The sequence below is a fragment of the Chryseobacterium lineare genome (assembly GCF_977014045.1).
Genome location: NZ_CDRNIQ010000001.1, coordinates 2,166,652 through 2,189,757, shown reverse-complemented (window position 1 = coordinate 2,189,757; position 23,106 = coordinate 2,166,652). Strand labels below are relative to the sequence as shown.

The 23,106-nt window shown below is 36.7% G+C and carries 19 protein-coding genes; 7 read left to right on the top strand and 12 right to left on the bottom strand.

Annotation, left to right across the window (positions count from 1 at the left end):
- Window positions 1-2: 2 nt before the first annotated feature.
- Window positions 3-386 carry a DUF1634 domain-containing protein gene (locus ACWNCI_RS09560; protein ID WP_449388116.1) on the bottom strand — a complete coding sequence of 128 codons (384 nt, stop codon included), beginning with the start codon at window positions 384-386 and terminating at the stop codon, window positions 3-5.
- On the bottom strand, window positions 386-1,216 hold the full coding sequence (locus tag ACWNCI_RS09555; protein ID WP_346984537.1) for a sulfite exporter TauE/SafE family protein: 831 nt from the start codon (window positions 1,214-1,216) through the stop codon (window positions 386-388). The genes ACWNCI_RS09560 and ACWNCI_RS09555 overlap by 1 nt, the downstream gene beginning before the upstream one ends.
- 85 nt (window positions 1,217-1,301) lie before the next feature.
- Between ACWNCI_RS09555 and ACWNCI_RS09550 the strand changes: the two genes are divergently transcribed.
- Together ACWNCI_RS09550 and ACWNCI_RS09545 are read left to right on the top strand one after the other, a co-directional pair.
- Entirely contained in the window at window positions 1,302-1,853 is a 552-nt protein-coding gene (locus tag ACWNCI_RS09550) for a DUF1543 domain-containing protein (RefSeq protein ID WP_346984538.1), read from the top strand.
- A gap of 72 nt (window positions 1,854-1,925) precedes the next feature.
- On the top strand, window positions 1,926-3,038 hold the full coding sequence (locus ACWNCI_RS09545; protein ID WP_449388115.1) for a 5-(carboxyamino)imidazole ribonucleotide synthase: 1,113 nt from the start codon (window positions 1,926-1,928) through the stop codon (window positions 3,036-3,038).
- A 45-nt stretch (window positions 3,039-3,083) separates the two neighbouring features.
- Here ACWNCI_RS09545 and ACWNCI_RS09540 read toward each other — a convergent pair whose 3' ends face one another.
- The 5 genes from ACWNCI_RS09540 to ACWNCI_RS09520 form a co-directional block, all read right to left on the bottom strand.
- Complete coding sequence (locus ACWNCI_RS09540) at window positions 3,084-3,713, bottom strand: hypothetical protein (RefSeq protein ID WP_449388114.1); 630 nt, start codon at window positions 3,711-3,713, stop codon at window positions 3,084-3,086.
- 257 nt (window positions 3,714-3,970) lie between these two features.
- Window positions 3,971-6,094: a cation:proton antiporter gene (locus ACWNCI_RS09535; protein ID WP_449388113.1), complete on the bottom strand. Its 2,124-nt coding sequence runs from the start codon at window positions 6,092-6,094 to the stop codon at window positions 3,971-3,973.
- Between the two features lie 7 nt (window positions 6,095-6,101).
- Entirely contained in the window at window positions 6,102-6,665 is a 564-nt protein-coding gene (locus ACWNCI_RS09530) for a hypothetical protein (RefSeq protein ID WP_449388112.1), read from the bottom strand.
- A 14-nt stretch (window positions 6,666-6,679) separates the two neighbouring features.
- Window positions 6,680-6,829, bottom strand: a complete 150-nt coding sequence (locus ACWNCI_RS09525; protein ID WP_449388111.1) for a hypothetical protein — start codon at window positions 6,827-6,829, stop codon at window positions 6,680-6,682.
- Window positions 6,830-7,187: 358 nt separating this feature from the next.
- Complete coding sequence (locus ACWNCI_RS09520) at window positions 7,188-8,093, bottom strand: DMT family transporter (protein ID WP_449388110.1); 906 nt, start codon at window positions 8,091-8,093, stop codon at window positions 7,188-7,190.
- 145 nt (window positions 8,094-8,238) lie between these two features.
- Here ACWNCI_RS09520 and purE point away from each other — a divergent pair, with 145 nt between their 5' ends.
- Window positions 8,239-8,742, top strand: coding sequence for a 5-(carboxyamino)imidazole ribonucleotide mutase (purE, locus tag ACWNCI_RS09515; protein ID WP_346984543.1), 504 nt, complete (start codon window positions 8,239-8,241; stop codon window positions 8,740-8,742).
- 95 nt (window positions 8,743-8,837) lie between these two features.
- Here purE and ahcY read toward each other — a convergent pair whose 3' ends face one another.
- Window positions 8,838-10,151 (bottom strand): adenosylhomocysteinase, encoded by a 1,314-nt coding sequence (gene ahcY / locus ACWNCI_RS09510; protein ID WP_449388109.1) that lies wholly within the window; start codon window positions 10,149-10,151, stop codon window positions 8,838-8,840.
- 167 nt (window positions 10,152-10,318) lie between these two features.
- Between ahcY and ACWNCI_RS09505 the strand changes: the two genes are divergently transcribed.
- Both ACWNCI_RS09505 and ACWNCI_RS09500 read left to right on the top strand, forming a co-directional pair.
- A complete protein-coding gene (locus ACWNCI_RS09505; protein WP_449388108.1) occupies window positions 10,319-10,846 on the top strand; it encodes a HugZ family pyridoxamine 5'-phosphate oxidase in 528 nt (175 codons plus the stop codon).
- Window positions 10,847-11,032: 186 nt separating this feature from the next.
- On the top strand, window positions 11,033-11,647 hold the full coding sequence (locus ACWNCI_RS09500; RefSeq protein WP_449388107.1) for a 4'-phosphopantetheinyl transferase family protein: 615 nt from the start codon (window positions 11,033-11,035) through the stop codon (window positions 11,645-11,647).
- Here ACWNCI_RS09500 and ACWNCI_RS09495 read toward each other — a convergent pair.
- The 3 genes from ACWNCI_RS09495 to porU all read right to left on the bottom strand — a co-directional run bounded on the left by ACWNCI_RS09495 (window position 11,628) and on the right by porU (window position 19,372).
- A complete protein-coding gene (locus tag ACWNCI_RS09495) occupies window positions 11,628-13,910 on the bottom strand; it encodes an FUSC family membrane protein (protein WP_449388106.1) in 2,283 nt (760 codons plus the stop codon). The genes ACWNCI_RS09500 and ACWNCI_RS09495 overlap by 20 nt on opposite strands.
- 341 nt (window positions 13,911-14,251) lie before the next feature.
- The gene (gene porV, locus ACWNCI_RS09490) at window positions 14,252-15,415 is read right to left on the bottom strand and encodes a type IX secretion system outer membrane channel protein PorV (RefSeq protein WP_346984548.1); all 1,164 of its coding nucleotides are present in this window, start codon (window positions 15,413-15,415) and stop codon (window positions 14,252-14,254) included.
- A 60-nt stretch (window positions 15,416-15,475) separates the two neighbouring features.
- A complete protein-coding gene (gene porU, locus ACWNCI_RS09485; protein ID WP_449388105.1) occupies window positions 15,476-19,372 on the bottom strand; it encodes a type IX secretion system sortase PorU in 3,897 nt (1,298 codons plus the stop codon).
- A 163-nt stretch (window positions 19,373-19,535) separates the two neighbouring features.
- Between porU and gldJ the strand changes: the two genes are divergently transcribed.
- Both gldJ and ACWNCI_RS09475 read left to right on the top strand, forming a co-directional pair.
- The gene (gldJ, locus tag ACWNCI_RS09480; protein WP_449388104.1) at window positions 19,536-21,131 is read left to right on the top strand and encodes a gliding motility lipoprotein GldJ; all 1,596 of its coding nucleotides are present in this window, start codon (window positions 19,536-19,538) and stop codon (window positions 21,129-21,131) included.
- Window positions 21,132-21,195: 64 nt separating this feature from the next.
- Window positions 21,196-22,467, top strand: coding sequence for a UDP-N-acetylmuramoyl-tripeptide--D-alanyl-D-alanine ligase (locus ACWNCI_RS09475; RefSeq protein ID WP_449388103.1), 1,272 nt, complete (start codon window positions 21,196-21,198; stop codon window positions 22,465-22,467).
- Here ACWNCI_RS09475 and ACWNCI_RS09470 read toward each other — a convergent pair.
- The gene (locus tag ACWNCI_RS09470) at window positions 22,464-23,072 is read right to left on the bottom strand and encodes an NUDIX hydrolase (RefSeq protein ID WP_346984552.1); all 609 of its coding nucleotides are present in this window, start codon (window positions 23,070-23,072) and stop codon (window positions 22,464-22,466) included. The genes ACWNCI_RS09475 and ACWNCI_RS09470 overlap by 4 nt on opposite strands.
- Window positions 23,073-23,106: the final 34 nt, after the last annotated feature.

Sequence of the window (23,106 nt, the reverse complement as noted above, 5' to 3'; positions counted from 1 at the left end):
TATTAATGAGCGTAACCGGTAAAAAAGCTTACCGCCATAATAGCCAGTACAATTGAAGAAATGACTACATAAACGTAGTCTTTTTCTTTTAAATACCCAATGAGAGCAAAAATAATTCTCATTAAAGGCGTAAATATCAACAGTAAAATTCCCAATTGAATGATGGCCATTCCTTCACCTTTGCAAAGTGAACTCCAGAATTGCCCCCAAATTTTTTCAGAAGAACTCCCCATATCGAGAGAAGTGTACTTTTTAGGCATTTTAAAGCCTTCTGTGAAGAGTTTTATAAAACCGATTAATGAGGTTATTACAGAAAGAATGACTCCCAGTCTCAGCAAATTTCCTACAGAGCGGTTCAGATCGACATCCGTGAAGTTCTTTTTCATTATCTGAAGCTTTTATTGATCCCGTTATACATCATGTAAACCGACAGGATAGTGATTACAATGGCAAAAAATACTTTTAGTTTTTTAGTCTTGGAAACCATAAGTGTTTTGGATCCGATGAAGCTTCCTACTACAACTCCGATCAGAACCGGAGCTACAATCACCGGAACAATCTCGCCTCTCTGGAAATAAATCAAGGCACTGGCAACTGCTGTAACCCCAATCATAAAATTACTCGTTGTTGTTGAAACTTTAAAAGGCAGTTTCATCATATTGTCCATCGCCAGAACTTTCAATGCTCCGGATCCTATTCCCAGAAGTCCGGACATGGCACCGGCAAACATCATCATAAAAAATCCGGGAACTGTATTTCTAGCCGAATAGCTTTTTAAAACACCTTTATCGGGAAAGGTTCCGTACAACTTTAATTTTTCCTCAAGACTTCCTTTAATGACAGGCTCCTGATGATCGGGCTTTCCTTTTAAGTTTAAAATAACCGTCAGAAGAAGAATACTTGCGAAAATAATTCCGATCGTGTTTGGATTAAGCATTCCGGAAACCAAAGCTCCCACAATAGCTCCTGCCGTTGTGGCAATCTCAAGAAACATCCCGATCCGCATATTGGTAAAACCTTCTTTCACAAAAGCAACTGCTGCACCGGAAGAAGTTCCGATCACTGAAATTAATGATGCGCCGATGGCGTAATGCATAGGAACGCCGAAACCCAGCGTCAATAAAGGGATAATAATAACTCCGCCTCCTAAACCGGTCAGTGAACCCAAAAGTCCTGCCGAAATTGCTCCAAGAAAGAGAATAATGATTTCTGACATGCTACAAATATAAAACTATTGCGTTAGTCTGCCAAACGTTTAAAAAAGATAAATTTGATGTATTTTTGCATAAACAAAATTTTAGATGAAATTATTTTATGTCATTCTGGGAGCTACACCACCCGGCAGAAATATTGAGCAGCACGATGTATTCTTCGGAATTGCAGAGAACCTGAAAGATCTTGTGGAAGATATGAAAGCGTTTTGGAAAGAAGCAAAAGGAAAAATCCATATCGACTGCTATCAGGAAGTAAAATTTGTAGATGGGTATGAAGTGAAAATCGTCGAGAGAGGTAGCGAAACCTCAGAGGAGCAGCTGTATTTCATCAATCTCGGAGGATATAAAAAAGGTTTTTTTGAAGAATTTCATGAGCAGCATCTGGTAGTGGCCCATTCTATGGGAGAAGCCGTAAAAAAAGCAAAAGCTACCGAATTTTACGAAACAATGGGTTTTAAAGGCGCTACCAGTCATATTGATGAAAAGTTAGGAGTAGATATCGACGATATCTTTCCTGTAAAGGAAATTTTACCTTCCGATATGAAAAAGAAATATGCCATCTCTTTGGTAAAATCAGATGCAGAAAATCAGGAAAATTTTGTAAGTCTGGGATATTTAAAAATTGATAAAGTTCAGTAAGTTATTATTGAAACCATATTCAATAATGAAGTTTATAAAATTAAATCTAATAGAAATAAAATATATTTAAAAATGAAAATTGGAATTTTAGGAGGAGGACAGCTCGGAAGAATGCTGATTCAGGAAGCGTTGAAATACGACGATGAGTTTTATACACTGGATCCGGCTTCTGATGCACCATGCCATAATATTTCATACTTTACGCAAGGAAGTTTCAATGATTATGAAACGGTTCTTAATTTCGGTAAAGATAAAGATGTGGTTACCATTGAAATCGAGCATGTAAATGCAGATGCATTGGCCGAACTTGAAAATCAGGGAATAAAAGTGGTTCCAAATTCCAACATTATTAAAACCATTCAACAGAAAATTCTTCAGAAACAATTTTATAAAGCTCATGATATTCCAAGTCCGGAATTTGAAGTAATGGACGGAAGTTCTGATGAAATTAAAATGCCATTGCCTTTCGTACAAAAATTGAATACAGGAGGATACGACGGAAAGGGAGTTCAGGTAATCCGTACGGCGGAAGACATGAAAAATTTCTGGATTGCAGATTCTGTGATTGAAAAGCTTGTGGATATTGACAAAGAACTTTCTGTCATCGTTGCAAGAAATGAAAATGGAGAAACCAAAGCTTTTCCTGTGACGGAAATGGTAGCAGATCCTAGATTAAATTTATTAGATTTCAACATCTGTCCGGTTGTATTGTCAGAAGATATTGAAGAGCAAATTGATTCTATTACAGAAAAATTCCTGAATGCGATTCAGTCACCGGGACTTTTTGCGATTGAATTATTTTTGGATAAAGAAGGAAAGGTCTGGGTTAATGAAACTGCACCGAGACTTCACAATTCAGGACATCAAAGTCAGGAAGGAAATACCAATTCACAGTTTGAGCAAATGTATCGTGTGATTAAAAATTTACCTTTAGCCGATACGGATGCCATCATTTACAGTGGAATGTTGAATCTTGTAGGCGCAGAAGGTTATTCCGGAAAAGTCGTGTACGAAGGAATGGAGGAGGTTTTACGACTGCCTGAAACCTACATTCATCTATATGGAAAAACAGAAACCAAGCCCGGACGAAAGATGGGACATATCAACGTTTTGGCGGAATCCAGAGAAGAGTTGATGGAAAAGTTGGTGATGGTGAAGGGAATGGTGAGGGTTATCGCGGAGTAATCGATTTATTATAAAAAAGACTGCTATTTTAGGCAGTCTTTCTATTTAGTTACATTTATATTCGGCAAATTTTGGATATCCGTTTTCGTTATACTCATATCCACTTATCTCATTTGTTTCATAGGGAGGTGGAGGATTATTAGGAGAGTTATTTGTATAAATAGTTGTTTTGGAATATTTTCTGTAATTATTTTTGGATAATCTTAAAAAGAAAATATCTTCAAAAGGAACATTTACATTGGCATACGGATTTTTGTAAGTATCGTAATTATCATATTTTGTTACAATTTTAACTGTCGGAAGATCAGTGCTTATTTGCTCAATTATTCTTAAATTTCCATTGCTGTCATAAGTAAGGGCTTTTGTGTTTTCACCATAAACATCTCCCCAGCTGGTAGTTGATTTTTCAGAAATAAGAATTATTTTATTGCTTGAATCATAGCTATATTTAAAATTTCTAGTATAACTGCTTCCGTCATTATAATTATTTAAGACTCTATTCTTTTCAGATAATCTTCCTTCATTATCATATGAAAGATACTCAATATATTGGTTATTATTATAATCTGTGGGCTCAATAATTTTAATAGGCTGGTTTATAGAATTATATTCAATATTAATAGTTGTGCTTAGCTGAGTTTCGTAAGTAGGAGGCCCGGAAGTATTATTTTGCACCAACGAATAATTTAGCTTTTTTATAATTTTATTATCATTATAAACATATTCGGAACTGTAAAGCTGTTGTCCAGTCACAGCTATGGTTACCTTATTGAATTTTGTAATATAACATTTAGTTTCTTGTGTAAGTTCATCATCATTTTTACATGAAAATAAAAATAAAATGGAAAATATGACAAAGAGAAATTTTATTTTAAAGATGGTCATTTTTTTTGCGCAAATATAATGAATATGATTGTATGCAATAAATCATTCTACTTAAAAATCTTCTTAATCACATTCCCTATTTCCATAAAATCATCGTGATTTGCCACAGATCTTTTTTCGGAACTGTTTTCATCATATTCTGAATAAGGAAAAATAAGAAGGTAATTTTTATCGGCCAGATTTTTGTTCAGCATTTCAGGAATGAGCCTCATTCTTGGGATATAAGAATGCATTCCACGTTTTGCCATAAAGAGGATGAGTGCTTCATCATCCTTCAGCTGTGAAGCAGTTTCTTCGCCATCTTTCCAGGTTTTCATGATGATAAATTCTGCTTCAATATTAGCTTTTTTAATAATTCTCTGAAGAATATCCAGAATATTTTCTGCAGCATAAAAGACAACAGTCGCACCGGAATTTCTTGCGATATTCCATACTCTTAATAGGGCATGGAAAAATCCGGCTTCTTTATGGGCATTTTCAGGAATCATTACTGCATATTTTTTTATCGTTGATAAAGGTTGCGCAGCGTGGTAAACAAGCACGTTGACATCATCATTCTGAAGGTAGCCGTTGTAAAGATTATAGACAAAAGCAGGAGAGAAGCCTTTATCGTCTTCCAATCCTATGATGAGATCGGTGATATTCTGTTCTTTGATGACGTTATTTATTCCATTTACTACATCATTATCATATCTTTTGAGTGACTGAATTTTTACATCTGCGGCGGCGGCGGTATCTGTTGCCAGATGAAGGAGTTTCTCAGCATTTTTTACGGAAGATTCATTTTTATCTTCGTTAATAACATTTAACGCAAACAAACTTTCTGTATTGGAATGCGCTTTAATCAAAATTCCCAGATTGACCATTCTTTCAACTGTTGCTTCATAATTTAAAGCTAAAAGGATGTTTTCTTCTTCATGACTGTTTCCGGAAACGGTATCTTCATTATCCTGTTCGGCGATATTCTGTGCACTAGACATGGATATAAAAGATGAAATGGTACATGAAATAAGAATGAGCAGGATGCTTCCGTTAAGTACATGTTCGTTCAATAGACGGATGGGTTCTCCTGTTTCGGTTTCGGAAAGGATAATGTTGTAGCCCACCATGACAGAAGCCAGTGTCGCAGCTGCTGAAGCGGAACTCAAACCGAAAATCAGTCTTCCTTCTTCCTTGGATAATCTGAAAGTTTTCTGCGTTGCCACAGCTGAAAGATACTTTCCGCCGATAGAAGCAACAAGCATTATTCCCGCGACTTCCAGCGTTTCCCAGCTTTTAAAAAATACTTTAAAATCAATCAGCATTCCTACGCTGATCAGAAAAAACGGAATGAAGATAGCATTTCCGACAAACTCTACGCGGTTCATCAAGGAAGAGGTATGCGGAATCAGCCTGTTTAAAGCCAATCCTGCAAAGAATGCTCCGATTATCGCTTCAACTCCCGCCAATTCTGCCAATAAAGCAGCAAGATAAATCATGACCAAAACAAAGATGTATTGTGAAATTTTATCATCCACTTTCTTGAAAAACCAGCGTCCGATCATCGGGAAAATCAGCAATACGATCAATCCGAAAATAACAAAGGAAACCGAAAGCTTCACCCAAAATTCAGTTCCGACATCACCCTGAGACATACCAACAATAACGGCAAGCACCAAAAGCGCTAATATATCTGTGATCATGGTACCTCCAACAGTAATATTGACCGCAGGATTTTTTGCGATTCCAAGTTTGCTTACCAAAGGATAGGCAATGAGCGTATGTGACGAGAATAAACTTGCGAAAAGTATGGAAGTAAGTATTGAAAATCCCAGAATGTAAAAGGCTCCCAAATATCCCAAAACAAAAGGAACTGTAAAAGTGTAAATACCGAAAGTGAGACTTTTCCATTTGTTCTTTTTAAAATCTCCCATGTCGATTTCCAGCCCGGCGAGAAACATGATATAAAGAAGCCCGGTAGTTCCTGTAACTACAATGCTGCTGTCTCTGGCCAGAACATTAAAACCGTTTGGTCCGATTACAGCGCCTGCAATAATAAGCCCTAATAAATGCGGAACTTTTATTTTGTTTAATAAAAGAGGAGCTGCAAGAATAATAATCAATACCAGCAGAAATTTCAGAACTGGGTCTTCGATGGGAAAACTCAGATTATGTATACTCATTATGTTCATAAGTGTTTTATTTTGTGGAGCGTAGAAGTTCAACAGAGAATTTTGCCGTGCATTGATCTACGGCGATTGTTCTCGTACCTCTGATCTTGTTTGGAGAAATATCATTCAACAGAATATTCATTTCAACCTGTTTTTTCGCCGTTGAATCTGTCTTATAATTAAGTTTTATCTCATTATTTTCATATTTCCCCGAATAAATTCTCACCAGATTATTATTGTTGATTATTTTCGTCACCAGCTGCATCGAATCGCTGTCAAATTCCCATGTATCGGTGCGTTGATCTCCCACCACATAATCACTGCAGTTAGATTCCGTACAGATTACTTTTCCTGTCCAGCTGCCGGCAATTTCATCCGGCCATACAACAACTTTTACAGAATCTTTTTTCGAAAAAATACTGTCCCTCATTTTTAGGAGTACCTGATATTCAGATTCTTTTTGAGCAAACAGTTTTTCTTTTTCAAGCAGCTGCTTTTCTCTGATCATAAGATCTTTCTCCTTTTTGCTGTCATCGCAGGCAACGAAAAAAAATGAAATACAGATGAGAATAAATAGTGAATTTTTAAGCATATTGTAATTTTGGATTAAACAATATAATGAAAAATAAGCGAATTGTCAAATTTAAATATTCCGAAACGGGCGATGTTTCTGTTGATTACAATCACTTCATCTGCTTTTTGTTTCAGGACAGGATCTGCCGGATTAAAGTCACGCATTACCTGATTTTTTTTCATAATAGTACTATTTTTTGTGTTTAAAATATCATTGAAATTTAATGTATATGAATTATTAAATAATTTCATTTCCTTAAAAAAGGCTGTAAGGTGTTGTAAAATAACAAATTGTACTTGATTGTCTCTTCGGACTGGTTGATCGCTTCTTCGGACTGGTTGATTGTTACTTCGGACTGGTTGATTGCTTCTTCGGAACGGTTGAAGGGCTCAACGGATCGGTTGATTGTCCTTACAAAACACTTGAACGCCCTAACAAAGTGGTTGATGATCTCTACTGAATGCCTGAATGTCGTTTCTAAACGGTTGAAACGGTCTTCAAACTCCTTGAACGATTTAATATTGTTATAAAATAATAAGGTTATTCAATTCTCTGTTTCTTGAACATTTCACGGTTATAGTTGATTACAAAAACGCCGAGAATAATAAGAAGGGCAGCAATAATAAATTTTGCTGAAATCTTTTCATCAAGAATCAGCCAACTCAGGAATATTGAAATAATAGTATTGATATAAGCCAAAATAGAAACCTGAACCGGAGAAACTTTTGTCAAAGCATAATGATAAGCGAAAAATGCAGCCACAGAGCCGAATAATGCCAGATATAACGTTGCAGAGACACTTAATACAGACCAGTTTTCGAAGTTATAATTTTCGGTAAATAAGAAAGCAAAAATAAGCTGAATGATTCCGGCAAACGCAAACTGGTAGAAAAGATTGAGGGAAATATTTTTGCTTTGAATATTCATTTTTTTTGTAAAAATGGTTCCGGAAGCCCAACCAAGAATACCGCAGAACAGAAGAAATATACCCAATCTGTATTCCGGATTGGCTAAATCTCTTATTCCGTCCCAAAAGATAAAAGTAATTCCTCCGAAGCACATCAGTACACCAATAAGTGCTTTAATCGTGAATTTCTGCAGACCCAGCGCAACACTTCCGAGAAAGACAATGATGGGCGAGCTGGCGCTGATCAGTGAAGTAAGGCTGCTGGTCAGGGTTTCTTCTGCAACAGTTGTCAGTCCGTTGGCAATGATCAGCATTAATGAAGAAAAAATAAGCTGATATCCAAGATTTTTCCAACCTATCCACTGAAACTGACCTCTGTATAAAAGGATCATAAGCATGATGAAAGAGGCCAAAAACTGACGGATACCCGCCACAAACCATGCAGGAATTGTTTCTACCGCGACACGGATGGATAAAAAAGTAGTTCCCCAGACAATCGCAACAGTCAGGATCGCAAGCGTAAGTTTATAATCTTTCAAAATGGTGGTGTATGTTTAACAAAAATACGGTTTTTAAAATATTGCTGACGTGTACGGCCAGCTGTTCCGCAAAGTTGAAACAACTTTTACGCCTTTTTGCGTGAAGATTATTAATTTTTTATCTTTGAAGATCTAATATAGAAGAATGGTAGGAATTATTATGGGAAGTCAGAGTGACTTACCGATTATGGAACAGGCTGCGAACTTTTTGAAATCTTTGGATATTCCGTACGAACTGACAGTTGTTTCTGCACACAGAACCCCGGAACGGATGTTTGACTATGCAAAAACAGCGAAGGAAAGGGGCTTAAAAGTGATTGTTGCCGGAGCAGGAGGAGCGGCACATCTTCCAGGGATGGTGGCAAGCTGTACAACATTACCGGTGATTGGAGTTCCTATTTTATCAAGCAATTCTATCGACGGATGGGATTCTGTTTTGTCTATTCTTCAGATGCCGGGAGGAATTCCTGTGGCTACGGTTGCTTTGAATGGTGCTTTGAATGCAGGAATTTTAGCGGCAAAGATTATTGGCACTTCAGATGAATTGGTAGCTGAAAATCTTCAGAAATATCAGGATTCCTTGAAAGATAAAGTATTGGGAACCGTGGATGATATTAAAGCTCAGCATCCTAACTATTTTGATAAATAATCTAATTTAAATAAAATAAGATATTTGACGGATATTAAATAAAAAAAATCCCACTACTTTGAGTAATGGGATTAATATTTATATCTGAAATACAATTAGTATCTGTAATATTCAGGTTTGAAAGGTCCTTCTACACTTACTCCGATATAATCGGCCTGTTCCTGAGAAAGGGTTTCCAATTCAACGCTTAATTTCTTAAGGTGAAGAGCAGCAACCTTTTCATCCAAATGTTTAGGCAATGTGTACACTTCGTTTTTGTACGCTGCAGAATTGTTCCAAAGTTCGATCTGAGCCAAAGTCTGGTTTGAGAAAGAGTTAGACATTACAAAACTTGGGTGACCTGTTGCACAACCTAAATTTACCAATCTACCTTCAGCAAGAATGATAACTTCTTTACCTTCAATAGTGTAGATGTCAACTTGTGGCTTTACTTCAGATTTTGTCTGACCGTAGTTTTTATTTAACCAAGCCATATCAATTTCGTTATCGAAGTGACCGATGTTACAAACGATTGCTTTATCTTTCATTTTAAGGAAATGTTCGGCTCTTACGATGTTGAAGTTACCGGTTGTTGTGATGATAATATCTGCGTTATCAACTACCGTATCCAGTCTTTTCACTTCATATCCGTCCATAGCAGCCTGAAGTGCACAGATCGGGTCAATTTCAGTTACTGTAACGATAGATCCTGCTCCTCTGAAAGAGGCAGCTGTCCCTTTACCAACATCTCCGTATCCGCAAACAACCACTCTTTTTCCTGCAAGCATTACATCAGTAGCTCTTCTTACAGCATCAACAGCAGATTCTTTACATCCGTATTTGTTGTCGAATTTAGATTTAGTTACCGAATCATTAACGTTGATGGCTGGCATTACCAAAGTTCCGTTTTTCATTCTTTCGTACAATCTGTGAACACCTGTTGTTGTTTCTTCAGAAAGCCCTTTGATATCTTTTGTTAGTTCAGGATATTTATCAAAAACCATATTGGTTAAATCTCCACCGTCATCAAGAATCATATTCAATGGTTTTCTGTCTTCACCAAAGAATAAAGTCTGCTCGATACACCAGTCGAATTCTTCTTCATTAAGTCCTTTCCATGCGTAAACAGGAATTCCGGCAGCAGCAATAGCAGCAGCAGCGTGATCCTGAGTAGAGAAAATATTACAAGAAGACCAGGTAACTTCAGCTCCCAAAGCTACCAGCGTCTCGATAAGCACAGCTGTTTGGATGGTCATGTGAAGACATCCTGCGATTCTTGCTCCTTTTAATGGCTGAGACGGTCCGTATTCTTCACGGATTGACATCAATCCCGGCATTTCTGCTTCTGCAAGAGTAATTTCTTTTCTTCCCCATTCTGCAAGGGAAATATCCTTAACTTTATAAGGAATGTATTGTGTTGTAGTACTCATATGTAAATGAATAAGTTAAAAATTCAACGATAATAAGATTGCAAAATTACAACTAATAATTAAGATATAAAAACTCAACACCCAGATCTGCTATATGAAATTATACAGGTAATAAAATTATTTTTATTTATTCTAAATAGATTATATTTGTCATTAAATAAGTCCATATGAATCATACAACTACCGAGGAAGCTAAGAAAGCTGCCAAACCATTAACACCGAAAGTAAAAGAATTAATCGAAAGAAGCAAAAGTGTAATTTTAGGAACTTTAGATGCAGAAGGTACTCCAAATTCCAGTTATGCGCCTTTCGTACACATTGACAAGACATTCTATATTCTGGTTTCTTTTATGGCAAAACATACTCAGAATCTGGCTGACGGAAGGAAAACTTCTGTCATGCTTATCGAAGACGAATCTGCCACAAAGCAAATCTACGCACGTGAAAGATTAACTTTTGAGGCTTCAACTTCACAAATAGAAAGAAATTCCGAAATATGGAATGAGGTTGTCGGAAAATTAAAAGAAGCTCACGGTAAAGTGGTGGATGTGATCGCAGAAATGCAAGATTTTATTCTTATTGGCCTGCATCCTGTGAAAGGTTCTTATGTAAATGGTTTCGGAAGTGCCTATTTTGTCAATGAAAACTTAGAGATTCTTGAGCATAGAAATGACCAGAATCATCAGTCGAAATAATTTTAAAATTTACAAAAGATAAGTTTTTTACACTTTTCAGGTTTAGTTTTAAATTAAATAACGTTCACTTAAATTTATTATTTAAGTGAATTTTTATATAAGAAAACGACAGTGCTAAACTTCTATTATCGCACTGACGGTTTACAGCCAAAATTTTTCACTAATTTTACCGAATAAAATATACCAATGCCACTTTACAGAGACTTTTCCGATGACAATGCCACAATTCTCGTATGGAAATATGATGAAACGGAAGATCTGGATATCCTCAAACTTCTGGAACCTGAAAATGCAGAGAAAGTAAAAGATTATCATCCCAAAAAGCTGCTGGAAGTTTTAATGGTCCGTAAGCTGCTTAAAGGGTTGAAACCTCATTCAAAAATTTTATATAAAGAAAGAGAACCGTTTTTATATCCTAAAGATGCGGAAATTTCGATTACGCATTCTTTTCCTTTTGCGGCTATTGCCATTTCTAAAAATAAAATAGGAATTGATATTGAAAAGTTCAACCCCAAAATTTTAAGGCTCATTGATAAATTCACGTACGAAAACGAAAGAGGTTTTATCCCTTTTGATAATGAAGTGACGTACTATACCATTATCTGGAGCGTGAAGGAAAGTATGTACAAAATTCATCATTCCAAGCACTGGTCGTTAAAAAAGCATTACGAAGTAAGGCCTTTTGAGCTGAAATATCTTCATAATATTAAATGCCGCGTGCACGATGACACAATGTCTGATGAATTCAAGGCTAGGGTAGAGTTCTTCGACGAATACTGCTTTACGATTGTTGAGGAATAGGTTGTAAAGTTTCTTTATTTTCCGTTTCGTTCTGGTATTTTTCAATTACTTTTCTTTGCTCTTTCGCTACATCATAAATCAGTTCCAGAATATCATGAATATTTTTAAGCTCCGTAAGATGCGATATTTTATTCGGATCTCTGAGGTCATAGGATTCATGTTCCGTCAATTCGGTTTTTCTTTTTAAAATGAGATCGTCCAATGATGAATCTTCCGGCTCAATGCGGCTTTCCATATTAAGGGTTTCTGTTATTTTATCGCCATTCAAAAGATGAGTTACCTTCTGCATTTCTGCTTCTATTTTGCGGCTCCAGCCTTCAGCGTCTATTTCAGGATACTTTTCATCATCTTTTACATATTGAGATAGAGAAGCGGTGTACGCCGTGATAAGATGAGATGTTGCGACAAACTGATGTACAACTTCCAGTTTTTTCTGTTGGTTTTTAGGTTCAGAAATCATTCTCTGGAAATTGTCGGAAAGATTGGCCAATGAAATAATGGCGTTTTTTCGTTTTACCTTATAATCCTGAATATCAAATTTTTCTTCCAGAAATTTTGAAATAACGGATTGAAAATAAATAAGATTGCCTTCTGCAGATTTTTTCATTAAATCCAAATTCTGTGTATGCTCCCAGACCGGCAGCACAACATAGGCTACCAGTGATGTGATGACTGCAGCAATAATGGTGTCAACAATTCTGTCTCTGAAAATAATATTTACATTGCCGGGACTCAAAAAGTTAAAGCTTAAAAAAACATAAATTGTCATGAACAAAACGGCCCAGAAATATTTTCCTTTGAGAAAGCTGAAACACATAATCATACTTAACAAAAGAATGGTAAAAAGAAGCTGATTAATATGGATATAATGGAGGATTCCGTAGGCAATCACTGCTCCTGCGATTGTTCCGTACAGTCTTAATAAGTTTCTTTTTTTGGTGATGGAATAGGCGGGTTTCAAAATCGCTACAATCGTGATCAGAATCCAATACGTATGTCCGATTCCTAAAAACTGAAACAGGGAAAACAGATATCCAACAAGCAAAGCAATCGTAATTCTTAAAGCATGCCTGAAATGTGATGATGAAAATGAAATATTGTTTTTTAAAACTTTAAAATTAAGTTTTTCTTCATTCGGCATGAATTTTTTCAGATCTAATCCGGTGGAAAGACTTTTAGCCAGTTTGACATTTTGGGAGAAAACTTTATAAATTTCGTTGATCTCTTTGGTGATCTCATTGATACGCATCAATATTTGTCTGAGAACCATGAAGTTTTCAAAATTTTCTGGAGAAATACGTTTGTTTCTCAATTCAAAATAATCGTGATTGAGATGTTTCAGTTCTTCTTCAAGATTAGAAATCGGCTTTGCTTTCGTTCCTATCTGAAGTGATATTCCGATGTTGGTAATCTCCTCGGAAAGAAGATTAAGATAATCATGAATTTTTACCAGAATAGTTGTATTGTCAAAACTCTGCTGCAGTTTCTGATAATCACTTTCTGAGGTCATCAGCTTTTCATGAAGATCCATTGAATTAAGGAACATCAGCATCAATAATCTGCTTGTCGTTGTCGATTCGTTTACGATGGTTCTTGTTTTGAAAACAGTTTCGCGGGTTTCTTCCTGAAGGTTTTTAATCTCGATCTGCTTGGCAATCACCTGTGTCGTGAGTTTGTCAAAATCGGGATTTTTCTGGTAATAATTGGCTTTAATTTTTAAGAATTCTGCCAGCTGAAGATAATTTTCTCCTATCATCTGGCTGGCAAGCTTATACGGCTGAATAGTCGTTACAATTAAAAATATAAGTAAAAACCAGGTACATCCTGATGCAAAAATCAGAAGACTTTTAAGGATATTGGTACCTGTTAAATGTCCGTCGATAAATATAGCAAGAACAACCAGTGATAATGAGCCTACTGCTGCAAGCCTCTGCCCATACACACCAATCAGCGAAAAGAACATTCCGAAAATGATGATTTCTGCAAAAACCAGAATTTTGATATTCATGACGAGACTTGCGATTGTGGCCACAAATACGAAGCAGATAATGGCAAAGGACAAAGCATTTCGTCGTCGAATAAAAGGACCCGGCTGATCTGTAAGCGCTACAAAACTTGTTCCCAGCGGAAAAAGGAAGTACTCTTTCAGAATACCGAAATGAGCGAGAACCAAGCACGGAAGAACAGTAGCCAGTGTAATCCTGATCGCAGAATATACATATTGGCTGGTGACAAATTTTTTGAGCTCCGCAGAATAGTTCATACTACAAAAATAAGAGTTAAATGTGAATTGTGAGTTTTAGTTGGTAAGTCAAATGTGAATTTTTTTGAATGGTAAATATTGCTATATGTTAACTGAATATTTTCTCGATATGAACTTGAATTTATCAAATTTTAAACCACGAGTAATCGGTAACTTAAATTTGTAAGAAATGTCTGCCATTCTAGCCCCGATCGCAGCATTTGTCTGAGCTCATTTTCTTGGTTTCGGCGGCGAAGCCGCCGCCGAAACCAAGAAAATAGCGAGTACGGAGAGCCGGAAATAGCTACTAAAAGAAAAGTCCCATAAAAATATGAGACTTTTTCAGTTGTATGTGGTATTTCTTAGTAATCTACATTGGATGTTTCTTCACCGATGTTCCAGGTAAGACCGAAACGAAGCGTGTTATCCAAGGCACTATTAATTTTAGACATATTGATAAGGTAAGAAAGATCAAGTCCGAAAGAACGGTACTTTAATCCGATACCTGCAGTAGCAAACTGTCTTGCTCCCTGCTCTTCACTTTCGTGGAAATAACCCGTTCTTACAGAGAATGCGTTGTCATAAGAATATTCCAAGGCACCACTCATCATGATAGAGTTCGGGTTTTTAAAGGATTTTGCGATACCTGCAATTGGTCCCACGTTTGGAACTTCATAGATAGGCTGTCTTGTATTTGGATCTGTTCCTACATATTCTGAACCCGGAACTAAAATTTTAGAACCTTCAACACTGATACCCACTCTGTTCATATCATCAAGATACATATCGTAACCAACCCCTAATCTTGCCATGGTAGGAAGATAAGATCTTGATTCTTCGTTTCCTGTGTAGTCTAATTTCGGACCTACGTTCTGAATAGCAAAACCTGCGTTCAGTTTTCCATCCATCCCTCCGAAACTTGAGAATCTTGGAGAAGTATAATACGCCGAAACATCTACTGCAAAAGAGCTTGCCGGCTTCAAAGTCGTGTCTGTGTTGAATCCTCCGGCTAAGTCTGAACGGATATATCTACCGGTAACAGCAGCAGAGAATGAATCAGAAAGTTTCAAAGCATAAGCAACGTCGATAGAGAATTCGTTTGGCTTCGAAGTACCCATTGAAGTTACTTCGTTTCCTACTAACTGAGTCAGATCCACCTCACCCATGTTGAAGTAATAGATACTCGCGGAGATGGTAGATCTTTCTTCCTGCCCTAAAAATTTATGGAACGCTCCATATAATAAGAATACATCATTGGTAAGTTTTCCCATGTACGGAGTGTAATTCAATCCCACAGAAGAACTTGTTCTGCTGAAAGGATATTTCGCGGCATTCCAGAATTGAGAAAAAGCATCCGGAGAGGTTACGACACCCTGATCCCCCATACCTCCAGCTCTGGCATCTGGCGCGATTCTTAAGAAAGGAGCTCCGGTTAATACAGGTCTTACAAGGCTTAAATCTTGAGAATAGCCTAAAAAGCCAGCACTTAACCCAATTCCTAAAAGCAGTTTAGTAGTTAAATTCATATGTTGTCTTTTATATATTATCAGTTTTTTGTTGATATTATTATTGTTATTGTTTTAAAATTATTTCAAAAGTACCATTTTTTCTACAGCTGTAGCACTTCCTTTGCATTTTTCTTGATTTTGACTTTTTGCAAATATCTTAAAAATATACGTACCTTTTGCAACTGTGGCACCAAAATCATCTCTTCCGTCCCATTCTATTGCCTGACGTGGCGTTCTAAAGCCCTGTAGGAAGGGTTCTGCGACCACAGGCTGAGATAAAGTTCTTACCAATTTTCCGGTAATGGTATAAATCTGAACATTCACATCAAGGATATCATCACAATTATGCTCAAACTGGATATATGTTTTGTTGGTAAACGGATTCGGCCAGTTCAACGGTCTGTTGATAACCAAATGCTGATCTGCTTCATCCTTAACTTCAAAGTTTAACGTTGCAGTTGTAGAATTATTGTTTATATCCCAAACTTTAAATGTCAATTGATGTTGCCCCACTGACAGGTTCCTGAAAGGGTAGGTTACATTTCCCTTTTGATAGTCTGCCAGACTCGGACTCAGACATCCGTTTCCTTCTCCTGATGCATAAAAATCATTCAGTACAATGGTGTTGATAATTTGTCCGTCCAAATATACTGTAATATCGTGACCGATACCAGACCCTGTAGAATTAATTCCTGTATCATCGGTGATACATGCCAGCAGCATAGGATTCTGATCTGTAATACCACCTTCCGCAAAGTTGGTATTGTTCATATACAGCTTCACTTTTGGCGGCTCATTATCATTAATTCCGTTCGGGTTGATATCTCCGACCTGCACAGCCTGATTATTAAATACATCACTGGCCTTATTATCTGCATATCCTAAGATTCTTCCCTGACCGATAGCGTAATTGATATCCTTCGGCACATAAAATTCTACAGTGAATACCCCATTCACAGCTGTTCCGGAAGCTTTTACAATGGCACTCCCTTCTTCTGTATATTGAAGAACAGGTGTTAACCCTCCGTCATTATTTAATGTGGTTTTATTTAATCTTTTATCAAAAATATTGATGACAACACGTCCGTTAAAAGTGGTATTTACCGTTCCGTTGGGATTGTTGATATGTCCTTTTACTTTTACGAAATCCAATCCTCTGATCAGTCCCGGTACCGGAGTTTCAATATTATCGATAACGAGTAATCGCTTCGGTCTGCTTAGTTTCATGGCCGGATCTCCAAGGAAATTAACTTTCATGTGATCTGTAGCCGAACCTTTCTGTTTTTTAGCATTTAAATGTGCGTATCCTAAAGTTTCAAAATCATCGCTGGTAAGTTTAAATATATTCTGGGTAAACAGATTCGTGAAATCTACTCCGTATCCTACATCGATAGCTCTGCTTGAAGTAATCATGGTGGCCGGACCTCCTTGTTTTAACTTAATAAACTGTTCTCCGGCAGAGGCTGTCTCAGGTTCATCCCAAAGGGTAAATTCGCAGGTAATGGTGGATACAAAAGGAAATCTGCTGTACACATTAGAGAAATTGTTGGCATTCTGAACTTCAGATAAAGTTAAAACTCTTTCCTGGGCCCATCCGTTGATACCTCCGTGTCCGAAATAGAAAATATACAAGCTGTTTCCGATATCATTTGAAATTGCCTGATTTACCTGAGGATATCTTTGACCGCCGGCAGTACTTTGTGCCTGGAAAGCATCCAGATACAATTTTCGTACATTATATTCCTTAAGATCTGTTGATGGTTGCTCAAAAACAGTTACCAGAGAATTATTCATAACCGTGTGGAAAGGTGTACCACCATCATTATCATCATCTACCACAAAATCAAGCTTCATTTTCCACTCTCCGAAAGGCGTTGACTGCCCGGAAAGGTTATTGTAATACGCTAAAGTTTTGTCAATCATGTTGGACGCCTCCGTTACATTGGCCGCCGGAAGTCTTCCTACAGGGAGATCAGGTAAATTGTTCGTAATAAATTCACTCGTTTGTGGACTTGTCATTACAATATAGTCATCCGTCACGAAAGACCGTACAACGTCAGATGATTCTTCACTCTGATAGCTCGTCACAACATTGGAATTGTTTGATATTCTGTTTTTAAAATCGTATGACGTATCTCCTAAAATGAAAACATATTTTAGTGTTCCGGCAGGGGTATTCAGCTTTGTGACAAAATCCCTGATTGCCGTAAGATCTCTGCTTCCGCTTCCGAATTCGTTATAAATCTTGTCAGTATCTATGATCTGTACATTGTAATTGTTTTTTGTCTGATGGTAATTAGCCAGTTTCTGTGCCTGTCCCATCATTTCAGGAACCGTAATAATCAGATAATCCACATTTTGAAGTGCAGAAAGATTTTGATTATTGATGCGTCCTACAAACTGCGGGGAATAGGCAGCATCAGCTTTAAAAGCGACAAATTCATTATTGAAATTCTGATCTGCCGTAGTATATGCAAAATTAAAAGTTGTATTTCCTGCCGCCTTATTTACTCTTCTGTTGGCATTTGTAATATCAGTAACATCCCAGATCTGCTCAGCAGAAGCGGCATTGGAAAGACTGAATCCGTAAGTAGTATTTGTTCCGCTTTCTAATGAAAAATCCCTGAAGTTCATCTGGGTTCCGTTGAAATTCAGATTGTCTTTATATTGTACCTCAAGATAATCCACATAAAAATTTCCGTTGGGGTTAACCGTAATATTAGGTTTGATATTAAAGGTTATCTGGCTTCCGCTTAATCCCGAAATCGTCCCCGTATATCTTACTGGATAAAACTCGTTGGTTCCGCCGGAATTTGCAGCAGGAATGGGAGTTGTAGATGGGTTTTGTGTATTAATGTCAAAGCTGATGCTGTTTTGCTGAGACTTGTACGCAACGACCTGCGCCCTGTATCGGATGACGTCACCGCTCTGAATGGGTGAAGCTGTATTGAAAGTTACCGCCTTATCGGTTGTAAACGGAGCTTCTTCTACCCAAAGCCTCCCTACTTTCATCAGGTTCTTCTGGTCATTATTTATCACCTGATAATTGTCAAACCTCGTGATGGGTGCAGTAGAAGGCAGGGTGACATCTACTGTCTGAACTCTTTTTCCCGGACCTTTATCAAAATTTATATAATAATAAGAATAATCTTCGTAAATGTTTTTTACGTTTTCACTTCTGTCATTTCTCGTATCGACTCTCTTAAAACCATTTCCGTTTGACGAGTTGTAAAGGTTGTATCCGTTCGGTCCCTGAGCATAAAATAAGGCATAGTCGTTATCATTCCATACGCCGTCATCTTCCCCTACAACCTGGATCGCATTTTCCTGAAGAGCGCTGTATCTTGCATCCTGATTATACTCCGGAAGCATAATTCCCCCGTTTCCGTAGATTCTGAAATTTTTAGGATTTACAGAAGAAGGATTGATGCCGTTATCCTGTAAAAACTGTTTCGTGATCTTGAAAATTCCGGATTTGTCTACCTTGATCTTGTAAAAATTTCCTGTTGATAAAGGATTGGCAGTGGTACCTACCTTTAAGGTGCCGGATAAATTATTAGGTGCATTTGTTTCTGAAATTTCAAATGAAGATAATCTCTGAACCTGACCTTTCACCTTTTTAAATAAAGCAACACTGATGCTGGCATACCGTTCTCCTTCCAGATTATAATAAGTAACATCTTTCACCTCATAATCAGGAAGCAGATCTTTACTTATTTCAAATAAATCTTTAGCAGAAATATTTTCCCATACAGGATTAGAAACTTTTAACTGCTTTTCGCCAACCTGTTGTTTGGTAGTTATAAAAATGTTATTTTGGCTGAATGAAAATCCTTGATTTTTAAAATTAGGGAGATTGAGTTTCGTATCACCATAATCCCGGATTTTAGAGCCATCCCATTCAATGGAGATTCTTTGAGCCCAGAGGATTGATACAAAGCTTAATAAAAATAAAAGCGAGATTTTTTGTTTCATGTTTATTTTTGAAATTTCTGAATTACAAAATAAATGAAAATTTATAATTAAATTGTGATACAATAAAATTAATTTGTTAACGTTTTTCAAAAAAATCAACTCTTTACTTGATTTATTGAATAATTTATTTTTTCTTTGTACTTTGAAAATATTTATATCGACTATGAAAAAACTAAAGTTGTTTTCATTAATAGCATTAAGTTCTACACTTGCATTAACCAGTTGCGGAGGATCTAATAATGGCGGCGGTACTAAAAAGTTTGTCAGCAAAACAGGTTGGAAACCAAACGAAAAACAAGGTTGGTTTTTTGCAGGAAAGCAACAAAAACAGAAAGGTTGGCCGGGGATGGTATATGTAGAAGGTGGAACTTTTACAATGGGATTAGTGAAAGATGATGTTATGCACGATTGGAATAACTCACCACGCAGAATGCAGGTAAGTTCATTCTTTATCGGAGAAACAGAAATTACTAACTACGAATACCGCGAATACCTTACATGGTTGAAGTATGTATTCCCTCCAAGCGATCCTAGCTTCAAGGAAATCTACAATGGCGCATTGCCGGATACCTTATTGTGGGACAACAAATTATCTAGAAATGATTACAACGAGACGTATTTCCGTTCTCCGGAGTTTGATTACTATCCTGTAGTGGGTGTATCTTGGACTCAGGCAAACAGATATTGCGAGTGGTTATCAGACAGAGCCAATGAAAAGGCTCTGATGCAATCCGGAATTATTGCCAAAGATTTGTACATCAACGAATCTAATAATCAGGGTGGAACTGCATTCAATATGGATAAATTCAAATCGAATGATCCTGAAATGCAAGGATACATCAACGAAAAAAGAATGCAGCAAAAAACAGGTTTGAAAACTACAAACCAAAGATTGTTAGCTGCAAACAGAGCTCCGAACGCTGCCATGGTTACCAAATTCAGACTTCCTACCGAAGTAGAATGGGAATATGCAGCTTTAGGTTTAGCTAAAAACAGAGAGTACAACCAATATAAAGGTAAAACACCTCAGATTGAAAAATTAAGAGGAACTAAAGGAAGAGATAGAGGAATGTTCCTTGAAAACTTTAAAATGGGTGCCGGTGACTATTCAGGTATCGCAGGCTGGAAAAATGACGGATCAGCGCAAACTTCTGACGTTAGACAGTTTCCTTCAAATGATTTAGGTATTTATGGAATGTACGGAAACGTATCAGAATGGACTGCTGATGTGTACAGACCGATTATCGATGAAGATTTTAGCGACTTCAACTACTACAGAGGAAACATGCCTCAGGCTATCGTAAGAAACGGAGACGGAACTTACAAAATGGTAGATGAAAGCAGCATTAAATATGATACTCTGGCAGACGGAAGATTAGTTTACAAAACTTTACCTGGTCAGTTTGAAAGAGAAACTATCGCTGATTACAGAAACTACAGAGATGGTGACAGAATGTCATCTTTAGATTACAGAAATGCATCTGATTCAGCTACTACTTATGATATGTACAATTCTCCTAAATCAAGATTTATTGTAGATGCCAGTGGTAGAGTAGTTTTACAGAAAGACAGAAAGGAAAGAACTTCTGAAATTTCCAACGATATCAGAGTTGTAAAAGGAGGTTCTTGGCAGGATACAGCATATTGGCTGGATCCGGGACAAAGAAGATATAAAAATCAAAACAAAGCCTACGGATGGATCGGATTCCGTGTAGCTCAGGATGCAAGAGTGAGTGACAAGGGTAGAACAAGAAGATAATATTTATCAAAATAATTTTCAAAAAACCTTCCGGAATTCTGGAAGGTTTTTTTATTTTTGAACCATGAATACAGAACAGTTTTATCCTTTGTTTTTACAGTCCGAAAATGTTGTTATCGACAGCAGAAAAATTCGAAAGAATGATATTTTCTTTGCTTTTTCAGGTGAGAATTTTAATGCTGCAACATTAGCTGAAGAGGCTATTCATAAAGGAGCTTTGGCTGTTATCGTAGAACAGCAGGATTACGAAAATAAAGAGAAGAATATTTTCTATGTTCCTTCAACTTTAGAATTTTTACAAGAGCTTGCTGTATATCACAGAAATAATCTTCAAATTCCTATCATCGGATTAACTGGTAGTAATGGAAAAACGACAACTAAAGAAATTATTCATGCGGTTCTCTCTGAAAAGTTTAATGTGCAGTACACACGTGGCAATTTAAATAATCATATCGGCGTTCCTTTAACTATTCTTTCTATCAGACCGGAACACGAAATGGCAGTAATCGAGATGGGAGCCAATCATCAGAAAGAAATTGAATTTTTATCCTCAATTTCACAGCCAAATCTCGGATATATTACCAATTTCGGGAAGGCGCATTTAGAGGGATTCGGAGGTCTTGAAGGAGTTATTAGAGGAAAATCTGAACTGTATGAATATCTTAAAAATAATAATCAGACAATTCTTGTTAACGAAAACGATCCTATTCAGGTTGAGAAAACAATGGATTATCCAATCAAAATTACCTTTGGTAAAGCCGAATCAGATTATCAGTTTGAGCTTTTTTCAGAAAAACATTTTGTAGGTTTAATGTATAAGGACAAAAAAGCTCTTTCAAAACTTACGGGAGAATATAATTTCACCAACCTTTGTGCTGCTGCCAGTTTAGGGCTTCATTTCGGAATTGATTTTGATAAAATTGGCCATGCTATTAAAAACTATATGCCAACAAATATGCGTTCTCAGATTGCTGAAAAAGGAGGTAAAACACTCGTTTTAGATACATATAATGCTAATCCCAGCTCAATGACTGCCTCTTTACACAATTTTGTTACATTCAAAGGCTCAAAAACAATTATTATTGGTGATATGCTTGAACTGGGAGATGAGAGTGAAATTGAACACCATAATATATTAAACTTAGCTTTAAATCTAGGTTTTGATCAAATTATTACTGTTGGCAAAAATTTCATGGCTGTTAATCATTCTACGCCATGCTTCGAAAGCACATCAGAATTAACGGAATATCTTAAAACAAATACAATATCTTCAGAAAATATACTATTAAAAGCCTCCAGAGGCATTGCTCTGGAAAAAGCAATAGATTTTATTTAAGATTTTGTACTCCAGAATTCTCGGATAATTAATTTAATATTTTTGAATGTGCTTGGAAAAACTTCATCCTCAATCTGAACGGTGTTTTTCCAGGCAACTTCAGTAATCCCTTCTTCTATTTGTGGTTTTGAAGTGTCTTCACCATTAAAATTCATTTCAAACCAATGCGTGCATTTCAAAACTTTGTCGCCATTCCTTTCTACATAAATATGATAGGTTGTATTGATAAACTTTACCAGTTCCACGTCGGCAAGACCAGTTTCCTCTTCAATTTCCCGTACGGCAGATTCTTCCCGGGATTCTCCTTTCTCCATTTTTCCTTTCGGAAGATCCCATTTTCCCAGTCTTTTGATGAAAAGAACATCACCAGCGGGATTATTTACAATACCACCGGCAGCCTCAATAATTCTGAAGAGTTTTTGGAATTCTGACCAGATTACAGCAATATTATCCCCGAAAACGTTTAATTCCTTTACAGATGTATTTTCAAGAAGATCCAATGCGATCTCCAATGTTGTGACACCTTCGTATCCAAGCGTTTTTTCTAAGTTTTCAGATTGCTTAGACAACAATAATTTTTTTTCGTTCACAAAAACTTTATACATTTGTAAGAATTAAGAATTTAAATACAAAAATAAA